Source organism: Streptomyces sp. NBC_01506 (assembly GCF_045040295.1).
In the GTDB taxonomy this organism is placed as follows: domain Bacteria; phylum Actinomycetota; class Actinomycetes; order Streptomycetales; family Streptomycetaceae; genus Streptomyces.
This window is the reverse complement of sequence record NZ_CP109422.1, coordinates 3,876,229-3,889,970: the sequence shown is the minus strand read 5'-3', so window position 1 is coordinate 3,889,970 and position 13,742 is coordinate 3,876,229. Positions and strand designations below refer to the sequence as shown.

Here is a 13,742-nt window from a genome sequence, read left to right as displayed (position 1 = left end):
GCAGCCGCAGCCGCCCCCGGAGTCACCCGTCCTGTTCCTGTTCCTGTTCCTGGTCCACGGCTCGCAGTGACTCCAGCAGCTCCGCGGCCCGCCCCGCGTCGTCACTCACCTGCGTGCGCTCGTCCGCCGTCAGCTCGACGGCGGCGGCCCTGTCGAGGAAGCCACGTGCCTCCTCGGTGTCGTTCAGACGCTGCGCGACATCGCCCCGCAGCACGAGCATCCGGTAGAGCTGTACGGCGGTCGGTGACGCGCCCTCCTTACGGACGCCGTCACCGATGTCGTCGCCTTCCTCGGCGTCCCTGAGAGCGCGGTCGAGGAGCTTCACCGCGGCTCCCGGGTCCTGCTTCGAGTCGGCGAAGGCCACCGCCAGGTGCAGGGCGCGCGCGTACGGCTCCTTGGGGGCGGGCTGATGGTGCCCGTCGCTCTCGGCGTCGTTCGGCTGCCCGATCCGGATGGTGTTGCCGGCCGGGTCCGTCATGAGGAACTGCCGCACGCCGTACGACATGTCCTTCACCGGCCCGATCCGGGGCAGCCCACGCGTCGGGACCCTCCCGTACGCCGCCTTGAGCCCGGTCCGGAAGGCGCTGTGCGTCCCGTCCACGTCGTCGGTCAGCACGTAGCAGCCGCTGAACGACTGGGTGGGGTCGTACTTCTTCATGCCGAAGAACTGGAGTTCCACGTCGCCGCGCTCCACGACCGCGTAGGCGTACGGGCTCCTCTGTATGAAGGTGGTCTCGAAGCCGAGTGCCGAGTAGAAGTCGACTACCGGTTGGATGGTCTGGCAGGGGAGGAGCGGGATGGTCTTCTCTCTCATGTCGAGTAGTCTAGTCAAAGTTGAATAGAAGGGTACGGCGATGTCAGCGATCCGGCTGCTGGTGCTCGGCGCGGTGCGCCAGCACGGCCGCGCGCACGGCTATCAAGTCCGCAACGACCTGGAGTTCTGGGGCGCGCACGAGTGGTCGAACGCCAAGCCGGGCTCGATCTACCACGCGCTGAAGCAGATGGCGAAGCAGGGCGAGCTGCTGGCGCACGAGGTCGCGCCGAGCACGGCGGGCGGCCCGCCGCGTACGGAGTACGAGATCACGGAGGCCGGGACGGCGGAGTACTTCCGGCTGCTGCGTGAGTCCCTGGTCGCCTACGACCAGAAGATGGACGTGCTGTCGGCCGGCGTCGGCTTCATCGTCGATCTGCCGCGTGCCGAGGCCGTCGAACTGCTGAAAGAGCGTGTGCGGGCGATCGAGACCTGGCGGGCGTCGGTGACCGAGTACTACACGCCCGAGAGCGGTCCGGAACAGCTCGGGCACATCGGCGAGATCATGAACATGTGGATCAGTCAGGCCGACTCCGGGGCCGAGTGGACGCGCGGCTTCATCAAGCGCATCGAGGGCGGCGCGCATGTCTTCGCGGGCGAGGGCGACCCCTTCGTGGGGGTCCTCGCCGAGGGCGAGGAGAACCCGTACGCGACGGGCGTCCCCGCCGAGGGCGACGACGACTGACCCGGCACGGAATCCTCGCTAATCAAGTTTGACTAATCCCCCCTCCGGGGATACCTTTCCGGGCGTAGTCAAGTTTGACTACGTGGCAGAGAGGCTGGAGGCGAAGGCATTGAGCGACACGACGGACGCGATCGTCATGGAAGGCGTGCACAAGCGGTACGGCGAGAAGTCCGCGCTCGACGGGCTCGACCTGGTGGTGGCGCGCGGCACCGTGCACGGGGTCCTCGGGCCGAACGGAGCGGGCAAGACGACGGCCGTACGGGTACTGGCCACGCTGCTGCGGCACGACGAGGGTGTGGTCCGGGTCGCGGGGCACGACATCCGTACGCAGGCGCGGGAGGTGCGCCGGCGGATCGGGCTGCTCGGACAGCATGCGGCGGTGGACGAGGAACTGAGCGGGTGGCAGAACCTGGACATGTTCGGGCGGCTCCACCACCTGGGCGCCCGGCGGGCGGCGGCACGCGCCGACGAGCTGCTGGAGCGCTTCGGGCTCGCCGACACCGGGCGCAAGGCGATCAAGCGGTACAGCGGGGGCATGCGGCGCCGCCTCGACCTGGCGGCCTCGCTGATCACCGATCCGGCGGTGCTCTTTTTGGACGAGCCGACGACCGGACTCGACCCGCGCGGGCGCGCCGAGGTGTGGGCCTCCGTGCGCTCGCTGGTCGGCGGAGGCACGACCGTACTGCTGACCACGCAGTACCTGGAGGAGGCCGACCAGTTGGCGGACCGGATCTCGGTCGTCGACAACGGACGCGCGATCGCCGAGGGGACCCCGGACCGGCTGAAGGCGGAGGTCGGCGGCGACCGGGTCGACGTCGTCGTGCGCGACCCGGGGCAACTGGCCTCGGCGGCACGGCTGTTCGGGGACGAGGTGACGGTGGAGGAGGACCGCCGGCTGGTCAGCGTGCCCGCCGCGGACCGGATGGCGACGCTGGCCGGCGCCGTACAGGCACTGACGGCGGCCGGGATCGAGGCGGAGGACATCGTGGTGCGCAGGCCGACGCTGAACGAGGTCTTCCTGGAGCTGACGCAACGTACCAAGGAGGCTGTATGAGTACGACGAACGCCTGGGTGCTCACCGACTGCTGGACGATGACACGGCGCGAACTGGCCCACTGGCGGCGACGGCCGGCACAGGTGGTCGTCGGGCTGATCTTCCCGGTGATGCTGCTGCTGATGTTCGGCTACGTGATGGGGGCGGGGCGCGGCGTCGACGGGGAGTACATCGGCTTCCTCGTCCCCGGAATGCTCGCGCTGACGATGGCCTTCGGGCTGGAGTCGACGATGCTGGCCGTCACCCAGGATCTGGGCAAGGGAGTCATCGACCGATTCCGCTCGATGCCGATGGCGTCCTCGGCGGTGCTGGTCGGCCGGAGCGCCGCGGACATGCTCCAGTCGGCGCTGAGCCTGACGTTGATGATCGGAGTCGGTTACGCGGTCGGCTGGCGCTGGAACGGCGGATTCGCCGCGCTGCTGGGGGCGGTGGGGCTGCTGCTCCTGCTGCGGTTCGCGATGCTGTGGCTCGGCATCCATCTGGCGATGGTGGCGGGCAGGCCGGAGATGGTGCAGGCGGTGCAGATCCTGGTCTGGCCGATCGGTTTCCTCTCCAACGCCTTCGCCACACCGGAGTCCATGCCGGGCTGGCTCGGCGCCGCGGTCGAGTGGAATCCGATGTCGGCGACGGCTGCGGCGGTCCGTGATATGTCGGGCGTTCCGGGGCGGATGAGCGGTTCGTGGGCGGCGGAGAACGCGCATCTGCTGGCGGTGGTGTGGCCGGCGGTGCTGGTCGCGCTGTTCTTCCCGCTCGCGATACGGCGGTTCCGCGGGCTGAGCCGCTGACCGGCCGCCGGCCGATCACCGGGTGACCGATCGGCGGGTGGAACCTTTCCGGGGTGAGCGGTGTAACAGGGGCAGAACCGCACGCGGCGCGTCGAATCGCCGCGGACCTCGGGGGGAATCCATGCGCAAGATTTTTACGGGCGCGCGCCGGTCAATGGTGGAAGGCCGTGGCTCTCGACTTGTCCCGGCCCAACGGGTGGGGCTGGCGCCGCAGTTCGGGCAGCAGCAGCCGCAGATCGGCGAGCAGCAGCGCGGCGAGGTCGGCCGAGAATCCGTTGCGGCACACCACGCGCAGGACGGACAGATCCTCGCGGTTGGCCGGGAAGGTGTAGGCGGGCATGAGCCAGCCGTGCTCCCGCAGCCGTCGCGAGACGTCGAAGACGTCGAAGTTCGTCACATGGGGCGCGGTGGTGAAGGCGAAGACGGGCAGCTCGTCGCCGTGGGTGAGCAGCCGGAAGTCGTCCATGTCCCCGATCGCGTCGGCCAGCCCGCGGGCCACGTCCCGCGTCGTCTGCTGGACGGCCCGGAAGCCGTCCCTGCCGAGCCGCAGGAAGGTGTAGTACTGGGCGACGACCTGCGCGCCGGGCCGGGAGAAGTTCAGCGCGAAGGTGGGCATCTCCCCGCCCAGGTAGTTGACGCGGAAGACCAGTTCCTCGGGCAGCTCGGCCGCGGTGCGCCACAGCGCCCAGCCGACGCCCGGGTAGACCAGGCCGTATTTGTGCCCGGAGGTGTTGATCGAGGAGACGCGCGGGAGCCGGAAGTCCCAGACAAGGTCCTCGTCGATGAAGGGCGCGACCATCGCGCCGGACGCGCCGTCGACATGGACCGGGATGTCCAGACCGGTGCGCTCCTGGAGCGCGTCGAGGGCCGTGCACAGCTCGGCGACGGGTTCGTACGAGCCGTCGAAGGTCGAGCCGAGTACGGCGACGACGCCCATGGTGTTCTCGTCGCAGAGGTCCGCCGCCGCCTGCGGGTCGAGGTGGAAGCGGTCGCCCTCCATGGGGATGAGGCGGGCATCGACCTCCCAGAAGTTGCAGAACTTCTCCCAGCAGACCTGGACGTTCACACCCATCACGAGATTGGGCTTGGCGCTGCCCGGATAGCGGTCCCGGTTCTTGAGCATCCAGCGGCGCTTGAGCGCGAGGCCGGCGAGCATGCACGCCTCGCTGGAGCCGGTGGTCGAGCAGCCGACGGCGGCGGACGGGTCGGGGGCGTTCCAGAGGTCGGCGAGCATCGTGACGCACCGCCGCTCCAGCTCGGCGGTCCGTGGGTACTCATCCTTGTCGATCATGTTCTTGTCCCGGCACTCACCCATCAGGACACCGGCCTGCGTCTCCATCCAGGTGGTGACGAAGGTCGCCAGGTTGAGCCGGGAGTTGCCGTCGAGCATCAGCTCGTCGTGGACGAGTTGGTAGGCCGTGGACGGCGGCATGGGGCCGTCCGGCAGCCGGTGCGTGGGCGGGGCGGACGACATCCCGTTGGTCGGGTCGGCCTCGCCGAAGAAAGGGTTGATCGACAGCCGGCGCCGCTCGGGGTGGTCGTCCGCCGGACCGTCCGTCGGGCCTCTCATATTGCCTTCGACGCCCTGCGTGCCGCGGTGGAGTGCCATCGCTCTGCCTGTCTCCCTTGGTCTGTCGCCTCAGACGGCGAGGCCGGCCTTGATGGCGCGGGTGAATTTCACGACCCGCTCGGCCTGGACGCGGGTCGCGGTGAGCGTCTGTTCGTTCACCGGGAGGTCGCCCTGCCCGGAGACGTGCGAGGTTCCGTACGGATTGCCGTCGACGAATTTCGACGCGTCCGTGTAGCCGGGGGTGACGAGGATGCCGCCGAAGTGGTGGATGGTGTTGTAGAGCGCGAGCAGAGTCGTCTCCTGGCCGCCGTGCGACGTTGCGGACGCGGTGAAGCCGCTGTAGACCTTGTCGGCGAGCCGCCCCTCCTGCCACAGACCGCCGAGAGTGTCGAGGAACTGCTTGAGCTGGGCCGAGACGTTGCCGTAGCGGGTGGGGGAGCCGAAGATCACGGCGTCCGCCCAGGTCATGTCGTCGGCCGTGACCTCGGTGATGTCGGCGGTCGCCGCGATGTTGGCGACCCAGGCCGGGTTGGTGTCGATCGCGGCCTGCGGGGCGAGTTCGGCGACCTTGCGGAGCCGTACGGTCGCTCCCGCCGCCTCCGCGTCCGCGGCCATGGCCTTGGCCATCGTGGTGAGGGTGCCGGTGGCGGAGTAGTAGATGACGGCGACGTTCACGGGCGTGGGCATGGTGGCTACCTCGGTGGTCGGGCTCGGGCGGCAGGGACGTCAGGCGCGACGATACGGACAAAACGGTCGTTCGGCTCGGCGGGTGTCCGCCGAGTGCCCACGGGTTGTCCGTCCGGGGCGGGCGCGGCCCGTCACCGCAGAGACGCGCCGTCCTCGCCGAGCTGCATCTTCGGGCGCCCGGTCACCAGCAGCCAGGCGGGCAGCATGGCCACGCACAGCAGGGGAAGCAGGTTCGGGTCCGCGGCGAGTACGGCCGCGGTGAACAGGCTCAGCCATCCCTGCCGGGTGACGGCGAGCAGCATCCCGAGCACTCCGCACACAACCGCCACGGTCGGATGCACGGCGGGCACGAGCGCGTGGGCGAACAGCCCGAGGGAGACGCCGACGAACACGGCAGGGAAGATCCGGCCGCCCCGGAAGCCGCAGGTCGCCGCGATCACCAGCGCGACCGTCTTCACCCCGCACATCAGCGCGAACCGCCCCGCCGACCAGCCGTCCGGGTCGGCGGCCAGTGTCTTCGCCTCGTCCAGACCCTTGAAGAGAGTGAGATACCCGCCGAGCGCCCCGAGGAGGCCCAGGAGCAACCCGCCGACGGTCAGGGCGAGTACGGGACGCCCGAGGCGCCGGAAGGCGCTGTGGGCGTACGGGAAGGCGTATACGGCGGCCATACCGAGGGCGGCGGCGGCCGGCGCGATCACGAGCGCGGCGAGGGCGTCGCTCCAGCGGGCACCCGGGTGGTCGGGCAGATTCAGATCGAAGGTCGGATGGTCGATCAGCACGGTCGTCAGCCCGCCGGCCCCCGCGGCGACCAGCGGCCCGAACAGCTTGTCCCAGAGCGAGCCCGGCCCGGGTCGGGCCGCGAAGGTCTCCGTGAGGATCAGCGCGGCGGCCACGGGCGTGCCGAAGAGTGCCCCGATCGTGCCGGCGGCGGCCAGCGAGACCCACAGCTCGGCCGGGGCGGTGGGAGCCGCCTTGCGGCCGAGCCAGTAGGCGAGCGCGATGTTGGCCGCGGTGATCGGATTCTCCGGCCCGAGACTGACCCCGCCCGCCAGTGCCAGAGCGGTGGCCAGCAGCAGACCGGGGACGATGCCGGGCGCCATCGGAGGGTCGACCAGCCCGGTCGTGGCGGGGTCGGGTCCCGCGTGGCCGTGCACCTGCCGTACGACAAGACCCACCGCGAGCCCGGTCGCCGTGAGGATCACGATCATCCACAGAGAGGAGTGCCGACCGATACCGAGCGCGTCGGGGAGTGTCTGCCAGAGCACGTCATCGAGCAGTCCGGCCAGCTCGCTCACCCCGAGCAGGACGAAGCTCGCAGCGACACCGACGACCAAGGAGGGGCCGATCAGCGGAAGGAGTGTGCGCCCGGACGGGGACGGGGACGGGGGAGTGGGCGGAGCGTCAGTGGCCACGCACACACCGTAATGGCATAAATGCGGCAAAACGCCTCCCTGAGAGGGGGTCTATGTCTCACGCGTGGCGTCTCCACGAGGTCGTGGTCCGGCCGCGAGTGTGGACGACCGGTGAGGGCCGGGGACGAAAGGCGCGCATCGGCCCCGGTCCGTGCCGATCGCAAGCTGTGGGGACCGGGTGGAACCTCAGTAGGGGGCGGAGCGTTGATAGCTTTGGGCAGCCGACAATCGCTGATGGCGATTGGACGACGCTGATGCAGCGACGACCGATTTCTACGGTCGGCCGACTATCGACTCAGGAGCCCCGGACCTCGTGACAACCCTTGCGCTCGGACCGAGCTGGCTGGACCCGGACTATCTGATCGGGACCTATGGCCTGCTCGGTGTCCTGGTCATCGTGTTCGCCGAATCCGGCCTGCTCATCGGTTTCTTCCTGCCGGGCGACTCCCTGCTGTTCACCACCGGACTGCTGGTGACGGCCGGCACGCTCGACAGGCCGCTGTGGCTCGTCTGTCTCCTGATCGTGCTGGCGGCGGTCATCGGCGATCAGGTCGGCTATCTCTTCGGCCGAAAGGTCGGCCCCGCGCTCTTCAAGCGGCCGGACTCCAAGCTTTTCAAGCAGGAGAACGTGGAGAAGGCGCACGAGTTCTTCGAGAAGTACGGCCCCAAGTCGCTGGTGCTGGCCCGCTTCGTGCCCATCGTGCGGACGTTCACGCCGATCATCGCGGGCGTCAGCCGTATGAACTACCGCTCGTTCGTGATGTTCAACATCATCGGCGGCGTGCTCTGGGGTGCGGGAGTCACCCTGCTCGGTGCCGCGCTGGGCAAGATCGACTTCGTCAACGAGCACATCGAGATGATCCTCATCCTGATCGTGGCCATCTCGGTGCTGCCGATCGTGTTCGAGGTCCTGCGGGCCCGTTCCAAGTCCAAGAAGGCCCCCGCCGCGGGCGGACCCGCCGAGCCCGTGGATCCCGCGCGGCACACGCCCCACGCCCCGCACGGACAGGTGCCGCAGGACTTTCAGACCCGGCAGTTGCGGGTCACGCGCGACGAGTACGGCGCCCCTCTGCCGCCCACCGCGCCGGACGACCCGGAGAGCCCGCCGCGCGGGCGCCACGCCAGGCGCTGACCGCGTCGGCGGCACTCCCCGGCCGCCCAGATGATCAGAAGCCGCGCGTCCGCTTGGCCGCGCGGCGGCTCGACCCACGACCCGACCCCGGCACCTTCAGGAACAGCCGGGAGAGCTCGCCGCCGAAGTTCACCCCGATGGCGATCGCCAGGGCCAGCGCGGCGGCTGTGGACAGTGAGGCCAGCCCCGCGTTCACGTTGTTGTGCGCGAAGCCGAGCAGTCCGAAGTACGTCGCCGAGCCGGGCAGCAGCGGCCCGATCGCCGCGGTGACGTACGGCAGCGCGGACGCGAACTGATACCGCGAGAACAACTGCCCGAAGAGGCCCACCACACCGGCGGCGACCGCGGTCGACGCCACCGGTGAGATCCCGCCGGTGTCGTGCATCGCCCCGTACACGGTCCAGGCCACGCCGCCGTTGAGGGACACCATCAGCACGGTGGACCGTTCCTGCTGGAGCAGGATCGCGAAGGCGAAGCTCAGCGCCACCGCGGCACAGATCTGGAGCACCGGCCGCCCTTCCCCGGCCTGGAGCGCCACGTCCGGGTTGAGCTGGGCGTTCAACTGAACGCCCAGATACAGCGCGATCAGCACCCCCATCACGATCGCGATGAAGAAGTACATGACTTCGAGCAGCCGGGCGGCGGCGGTGATGTAGTAGCCGGTCAGTCCGTCCTGGACGCCCGCGACCAGGGCCCGCCCCGGCAGCAGCGCGAACAGCCCGCCGGTGATCACGGCGGAGGGCCGGATCTCCCAGTTCGTGGCGGACGCGCCCAGCGTCAGCGTCACCCCGATCGCGGCCGGCGGCATCGCGGCGACCACGAACTGGTAGAACTCCGGGATCCCGCGCCCCGCGCACAGCCAGGCCAGCCGGTCGCCCAGCATCGCGCCGATCAGCGCCGCGAAGAACACCACCAGGCCACCACCGACCAGCACCGACGCCGACCCGGCCAGCAGCCCGCTCGCGGCGGTCAGCGCCCATCCCGGATACGGATGCCGGTTACGCCGGATCTCGGCCAGCCGCCGGTACGCCTCCTCCAGCGTGATGTCGGTGTCCTCGGTGTTGATGTCGTCGACGAGCGTGTAGACGGCGGCGAGCCGGGTGTAGTCGGTGCCCCGCCTGCGTACGGTGCGACTGGCCGTCACCGGGTCGTCCACCAGCGACGGCTGGTACGAGATCGACAGCAGCGTGAAGGTGACGTTCGGCTCGCAGCGGTCGAGGCCGTACGCGCGGCTGACCGCGAACATCGCGGCCTCGACGTCCTCGGCGCCTTCCCCGCCCGCCAGCAGCAACTCGCCGATACGCAAGGTCAGGTCGAGCACGCGCGGTACGGCGGGCCCGGCCTCGTCGTGCCGCTGCACGATCTCCGGCACCGGCCGTTCCCCGACCGGCATCCGCAGCAGCGTACGCATCCGGTCCTGCCAGGGCGCTTCCGTCGCCGGCCGGACGACGGGCACGCCCTCCGCCGGTGTGAACGCCGGGGGTGAGCGGCGTGCGCGGTAGGTACTCGGCGGATCGAACGCCGATCGCTCGGTCTCGTGCGTACTCTCCGGACTCAACCCGTCCGGAACCGAGAATTCCGAAGTGGGGCTGTCCTCCTCGGGCGCCGGCACCTGAGGCTGCCCGGACGGCGGAGTGAAGGCGCTGTGCGTCTCGTCGGACGCGGGCCTACGGTCCTCCGCCCCGTCCCGCTCGGCCACCACCGTCCTCGCCCTCGCTCACTCTCGTCGATGCCGCTGCGGCACGGTTCGCACAACCATCCGTTCAGTATGGACACGGCCCCGGACATGCACGAGCGGCGGGCGGCGCACCCGTGTGGTGCGCCGCCCGCCGCTCGTGTGCCACGGACCGCCCCTCAGGGCCTGACGGCCCCTGAGGACCTGTCCGTGGGACGCTTGTTCCGCCCGCTCAGTGGGCGCCGCCCTGCGCCTCGAGGCGCTTGTACGAGGCCTCGATCTCGGCCTCCGCCTCGGCGCGGCCCACCCAGTCCGCGCCCTCGACCGACTTGCCGGGCTCCAGGTCCTTGTAGACCTCGAAGAAGTGCTGGATCTCCAGCCGGTCGAACTCCGACACGTGGTGGATGTCCCTCAGGTGCTCCACGCGCGGGTCCGAGGCGGGGACGCACAGCAGTTTGTCGTCGCCGCCGGCCTCGTCCGTCATGCGGAACATGCCGATCGCACGGCACTTGATGAGACAGCCGGGGAACGTCGGCTCGTCCAGGATGACCAGCGCGTCCAGCGGGTCGCCGTCCTCGCCGAGGGTGTTCTCCACGAAGCCGTAGTCGGCCGGGTAGCTGGTCGAGGTGAAGAGACGACGGTCAAGGCGGATCCGGCCGGTCTCGTGGTCCACCTCGTACTTGTTTCGTGAACCCTTAGGGATCTCGATGGTGACGTCGAACTCCACGGGTGGCTCCTCCATGATCAACACAGATGTCGGTGATGCTGCTGTCGGGTGATGTCGCACGTCACCGGGGCCGCCCCCGGGGCCGAGCAGGATCGGCCATCGCTGGCCGGGGCACCGTGCTCGTGGCGACGCGCAGTGATTAAGTGTCCCCCACGCAGCGATGTGATCGCGAAAGGGGCTGGTCAACCGTGCTTGAGCCGAAAGTGTGGCAGCTCACGGCAGGTTCCGCCGTGCTCGGCCTCGTACTGGCGGCCGGGGCGGTGGCCATGGCCGGCCCCTGGGACTCCGGTCAGCGTAAGGCCGAGCGCGAGTGGGCCGCCGCTCAGGGGCGTACAGGTGGCGCACATCACGACGAAGTGAGCGCGCTCACGCCCGCGCCCGCGCCGAGCGCCGCCGGTGTGCTCGCCGAACTCGGCGGGTCGGCCGAGTCCCTGCGCGCGCCCGCCGACCTCCCCGCCGACCTCAAGACGACACTCGGCCCGCTGCTCGAATCCCCGGATCTCGGACCGGCGCCGGCGGCGTCCGTCGTCGACGTCGCGACGGGCGAGCAGTTGTTCGGGCAGCGCGCCGACCGGGCGATGGCACCGGCCTCCACCATCAAGATCGCCACGGCGGTCGCCGCGCTCTCCGCGCTCGGTCCCGACCACCGCATCGCCACCACCGTCGTCACCGCCGACGACGGCGAGGGTGATGACGAGGGTGACGACGACAAGCCCACCGGCAAGTCCGCCGACGACGAGGGTGACGAGGGCGACGAGGGCGACGAGGGTGACGAGGGCGGCGAAAAGGGCGAAGCCCCGACCGAGATCACCCTGGTCGGCGGCGGCGACGCCACCCTCGACCGCAAGGGTCTGGGCTCCCTCGCCACCGACACCGCCAGGGCGCTGCGCGACCGCGGTGTGCACCGGGTGACCGTCCGCTTCGACGTCTCCCTCTACTCAGGGCCCCGCGAACACCCGATCGGCCCCAACGACAACATCGCGCCCGTCACCGCCCTGATGACAGGCCAGGGCCGCCTCGACGACTCCGCGGCCGACTCCTTCGGCGGCCCGGCACCGCGCAGCGGCGACCCGGCCGGCGACGCCGCCGACGTCTTCGCCGAGCTGCTGCGCGACCGCGGCCTCAAGACCTCGGGCCCCCCGGCCGCGCGCAAGGCTCCCAAGGACGCCGACCGCCTCGCCGTGACGTACTCCCGCCCCGTGTCCGCCCTGGTCGAACGGATGCTGACGAACAGCGACAACGACATCGCCGAGTCGCTGGTCCGGCAGACCGCGATCGAGGCGGGCAGGCCCGCGAGCTTCGCCGGCGCCCAACAGGCCGTCCAGGCCGAGCTGACGAAGCTGAAGCTGCCCGTCGCCGGCGCGCTCCTGCGCGACGGCAGCGGCCTCAACCGCCGCGACCGGCTCACCACCGGCCTGCTCACGGCGCTGCTCGCCCGCGCGGCCGACCCCGCGCGGCCCGAACTGCGACCGGTCCTCACCGGCCTCCCGGTGGCCGGATTCAGCGGCACGCTCCAGGGCCGGTACACCGACGCCGACGCGCTCACCGGCAGCGGCCTGATCCGCGCCAAGACCGGCACGCTGACCGGCGTGAACTCCCTCGCGGGCACGGTCGTGGGCCCCGGCGGACGGCTCCTCGCCTTCGCCTTCCTGGCGGAGGAGGCCCCCGCCCCCGATACGGCCCAACGGGCCCTGGACCACCTCTCGGCGGAACTGGCGTCCTGACCGCCTCCCGCCCGCCCCTGCCCCCGCGCGGCGGCAAGGGCGGGCCCACGCGCCGACACGTACCGACACGTACCGGCCGGGACGTGCACAGGAGGGCAGACACCTCACCGCCTTTCGGCCCGAGCACGTACGGTTGACGCATGACGAGCATCGGTGGGGCCGAGATGGTGGACTGGAATCTCGCGGTCGCGACCGCGACCCGCCTCGCGCGGCCGGGACCGGAAGTGAGCCGGGACGAGGCGCGCGAGATCGTCGCCGAGCTGCGACGGCACGCCAAGGCGGCCGAGGAGCACGTGCGCGCCTACACCCGGATGATCCCGGAGGGCCACGAGCCACCGGACACCCCGGTCCTGGTCGTGGACCGGGCGGGCTGGACCAGGGCGAACGTCGCGGGCTTCCGTGAGCTGCTCAAACCCCTCCTCGACAAGATGCGCGACCGCAGGTCGAACTCGGCGGGCGGCGCCGTCCTCGGCGCCGTGGGCGGCAAGGTGACCGGCGTCGAGCTGGGCATGCTGCTGTCGTTCCTGTCCTCCCGCGTGCTTGGCCAGTACGAGACGTTCGCCCCGCCGAGCCGCGACCTCCCTTCGGGTGAAGGAGGCGGTGGCCGTCTGCTGCTCGTCGCGCCGAACATCGTCCACGTCGAGCGGGAACTACAGGTGGACCCGCACGACTTCCGGCTCTGGGTCTGCCTGCACGAGGAGACGCACCGCACGCAGTTCACCGGTGTGCCGTGGCTGCGCGATCACCTCGAGGGCGAGATTCAGTCATTCCTCGAGGAAACGGACGTCGACCCCTCGACCGTCGTGGAACGTCTGCGTGAGGCGGCCCAGTCCCTCACCGGCAGCCGCCCCGAGGGCGAGGAGGACGACGACGGCCGGAGCCTGGTCGAGCTGGTGCAGACCCCCGGCCAGAAGGAGATCCTCGGCCGCCTCACCGCCGTGATGTCCCTGCTCGAAGGCCATGCCGACTACGTGATGGACGGCGTAGGACCGCAGGTCGTGCCCTCGGTGGCCGAGATCCGCGAGAAGTTCCAGCAGCGCAGGGCCAAGGGAGCCAGCCGCCTCGATCTGGCGCTGCGCAAACTGCTGGGGCTGGACGCGAAGCTGCGCCAGTACCGCGACGGGGAGCGTTTCGTACGAGCCGTGGTGGACGAGGTCGGCATGGACGGCTTCAACCGCGTCTGGACCTCCCCCAACACCCTTCCCACGAAGGCGGAGATCGCCAAGCCGGCGGACTGGATCGCGCGCGTGCACCGCAAGGCCGACTCCTAAAGAGAACCCGAAGAGAGCCCCACGAGCGCGCGGCGAGCGCTCGGCGAGGGCGCGTGCCGGATGTCGGCGCCCACAGGTGTCCACCGGAATGGGCCAGCATCACCCATCCGAGGGACCGTGGGCGGTGGGTAGGCGTGCGATGCTCGGGGAACGGCCCGGTTCTGTCACCATCGACGCACTCTGTGTGACTGAACCCCGTCCCTACTCCG

Annotated in this window: 12 protein-coding genes; 6 read left to right on the top strand and 6 right to left on the bottom strand. The window is 70.5% G+C overall.

The features are described from left to right. Positions 1–22: 22 nt before the first annotated feature. A complete protein-coding gene (locus OG329_RS16990) occupies positions 23–814 on the bottom strand; it encodes a bleomycin resistance protein (protein WP_405796054.1) in 792 nt (263 codons plus the stop codon). 40 nt (positions 815–854) lie between these two features. Here OG329_RS16990 and OG329_RS16985 point away from each other — a divergent pair, with 40 nt between their 5' ends. From OG329_RS16985 to OG329_RS16975, 3 genes are all read left to right on the top strand, one after another. Continuing rightward, positions 855–1,496, top strand: a complete 642-nt coding sequence (locus tag OG329_RS16985; RefSeq protein WP_405796052.1) for a PadR family transcriptional regulator — start codon at positions 855–857, stop codon at positions 1,494–1,496. Positions 1,497–1,632: 136 nt separating this feature from the next. After that, on the top strand, positions 1,633–2,550 hold the full coding sequence (locus OG329_RS16980) for an ATP-binding cassette domain-containing protein (RefSeq protein WP_405801885.1): 918 nt from the start codon (positions 1,633–1,635) through the stop codon (positions 2,548–2,550). Then, positions 2,547–3,335, top strand: a complete 789-nt coding sequence (locus OG329_RS16975) for an ABC transporter permease (RefSeq protein WP_405796050.1) — start codon at positions 2,547–2,549, stop codon at positions 3,333–3,335. Before OG329_RS16980 ends, OG329_RS16975 begins: the two co-directional genes overlap by 4 nt. Positions 3,336–3,486: 151 nt before the next feature. Here the strand turns inward: OG329_RS16975 and OG329_RS16970 are convergent, their stop codons facing one another. The 3 genes from OG329_RS16970 to OG329_RS16960 form a co-directional block, all read right to left on the bottom strand. Next, entirely contained in the window at positions 3,487–4,944 is a 1,458-nt protein-coding gene (locus tag OG329_RS16970) for a glutamate decarboxylase (RefSeq protein ID WP_405796048.1), read from the bottom strand. 30 nt (positions 4,945–4,974) lie between these two features. Beyond that, positions 4,975–5,592, bottom strand: a complete 618-nt coding sequence (gene wrbA, locus OG329_RS16965) for an NAD(P)H:quinone oxidoreductase (RefSeq protein ID WP_405796047.1) — start codon at positions 5,590–5,592, stop codon at positions 4,975–4,977. A gap of 131 nt (positions 5,593–5,723) precedes the next feature. Continuing rightward, positions 5,724–7,004, bottom strand: coding sequence for an ion channel protein (locus tag OG329_RS16960; RefSeq protein ID WP_405796045.1), 1,281 nt, complete (start codon positions 7,002–7,004; stop codon positions 5,724–5,726). A 313-nt stretch (positions 7,005–7,317) separates the two neighbouring features. Here OG329_RS16960 and OG329_RS16955 point away from each other — a divergent pair, with 313 nt between their 5' ends. After that, positions 7,318–8,136, top strand: a complete 819-nt coding sequence (locus tag OG329_RS16955; protein WP_405796043.1) for a DedA family protein — start codon at positions 7,318–7,320, stop codon at positions 8,134–8,136. Positions 8,137–8,170: 34 nt separating this feature from the next. Here the strand turns inward: OG329_RS16955 and OG329_RS16950 are convergent, their stop codons facing one another. Both OG329_RS16950 and OG329_RS16945 read right to left on the bottom strand, forming a co-directional pair. Further along, on the bottom strand, positions 8,171–9,838 hold the full coding sequence (locus tag OG329_RS16950; protein ID WP_405796041.1) for a threonine/serine exporter ThrE family protein: 1,668 nt from the start codon (positions 9,836–9,838) through the stop codon (positions 8,171–8,173). 205 nt (positions 9,839–10,043) lie between these two features. After that, a complete protein-coding gene (locus tag OG329_RS16945) occupies positions 10,044–10,538 on the bottom strand; it encodes an inorganic diphosphatase (RefSeq protein ID WP_003968257.1) in 495 nt (164 codons plus the stop codon). Between the two features lie 188 nt (positions 10,539–10,726). Here OG329_RS16945 and dacB point away from each other — a divergent pair, with 188 nt between their 5' ends. Both dacB and OG329_RS16935 read left to right on the top strand, forming a co-directional pair. Then, complete coding sequence (dacB, locus tag OG329_RS16940) at positions 10,727–12,262, top strand: D-alanyl-D-alanine carboxypeptidase/D-alanyl-D-alanine-endopeptidase (RefSeq protein ID WP_405796040.1); 1,536 nt, start codon at positions 10,727–10,729, stop codon at positions 12,260–12,262. Positions 12,263–12,402: 140 nt separating this feature from the next. After that, positions 12,403–13,533, top strand: a complete 1,131-nt coding sequence (locus OG329_RS16935) for a zinc-dependent metalloprotease (protein ID WP_405796038.1) — start codon at positions 12,403–12,405, stop codon at positions 13,531–13,533. Positions 13,534–13,742 lie beyond the last annotated feature (209 nt).

Bases quoted from the DNA above. Each gene is read 5' to 3' on its own strand.
- OG329_RS16990 (WP_405796054.1), bottom strand. From the start codon at position 814: ATGAGAGAGAAGACCATCCCGCTCCTCCCCTGCCAGACCATCCAACCG.
- OG329_RS16985 (WP_405796052.1), top strand. From the start codon at position 855: ATGTCAGCGATCCGGCTGCTGGTGCTCGGCGCGGTGCGCCAGCACGGC.
- OG329_RS16980 (WP_405801885.1), top strand. From the start codon at position 1,633: ATGGAAGGCGTGCACAAGCGGTACGGCGAGAAGTCCGCGCTCGACGGG.
- OG329_RS16975 (WP_405796050.1), top strand. From the start codon at position 2,547: ATGAGTACGACGAACGCCTGGGTGCTCACCGACTGCTGGACGATGACA.
- OG329_RS16970 (WP_405796048.1), bottom strand. From the start codon at position 4,944: ATGGCACTCCACCGCGGCACGCAGGGCGTCGAAGGCAATATGAGAGGC.
- wrbA (WP_405796047.1), bottom strand. From the start codon at position 5,592: ATGCCCACGCCCGTGAACGTCGCCGTCATCTACTACTCCGCCACCGGC.
- OG329_RS16935 (WP_405796038.1), top strand. From the start codon at position 12,403: ATGACGAGCATCGGTGGGGCCGAGATGGTGGACTGGAATCTCGCGGTC.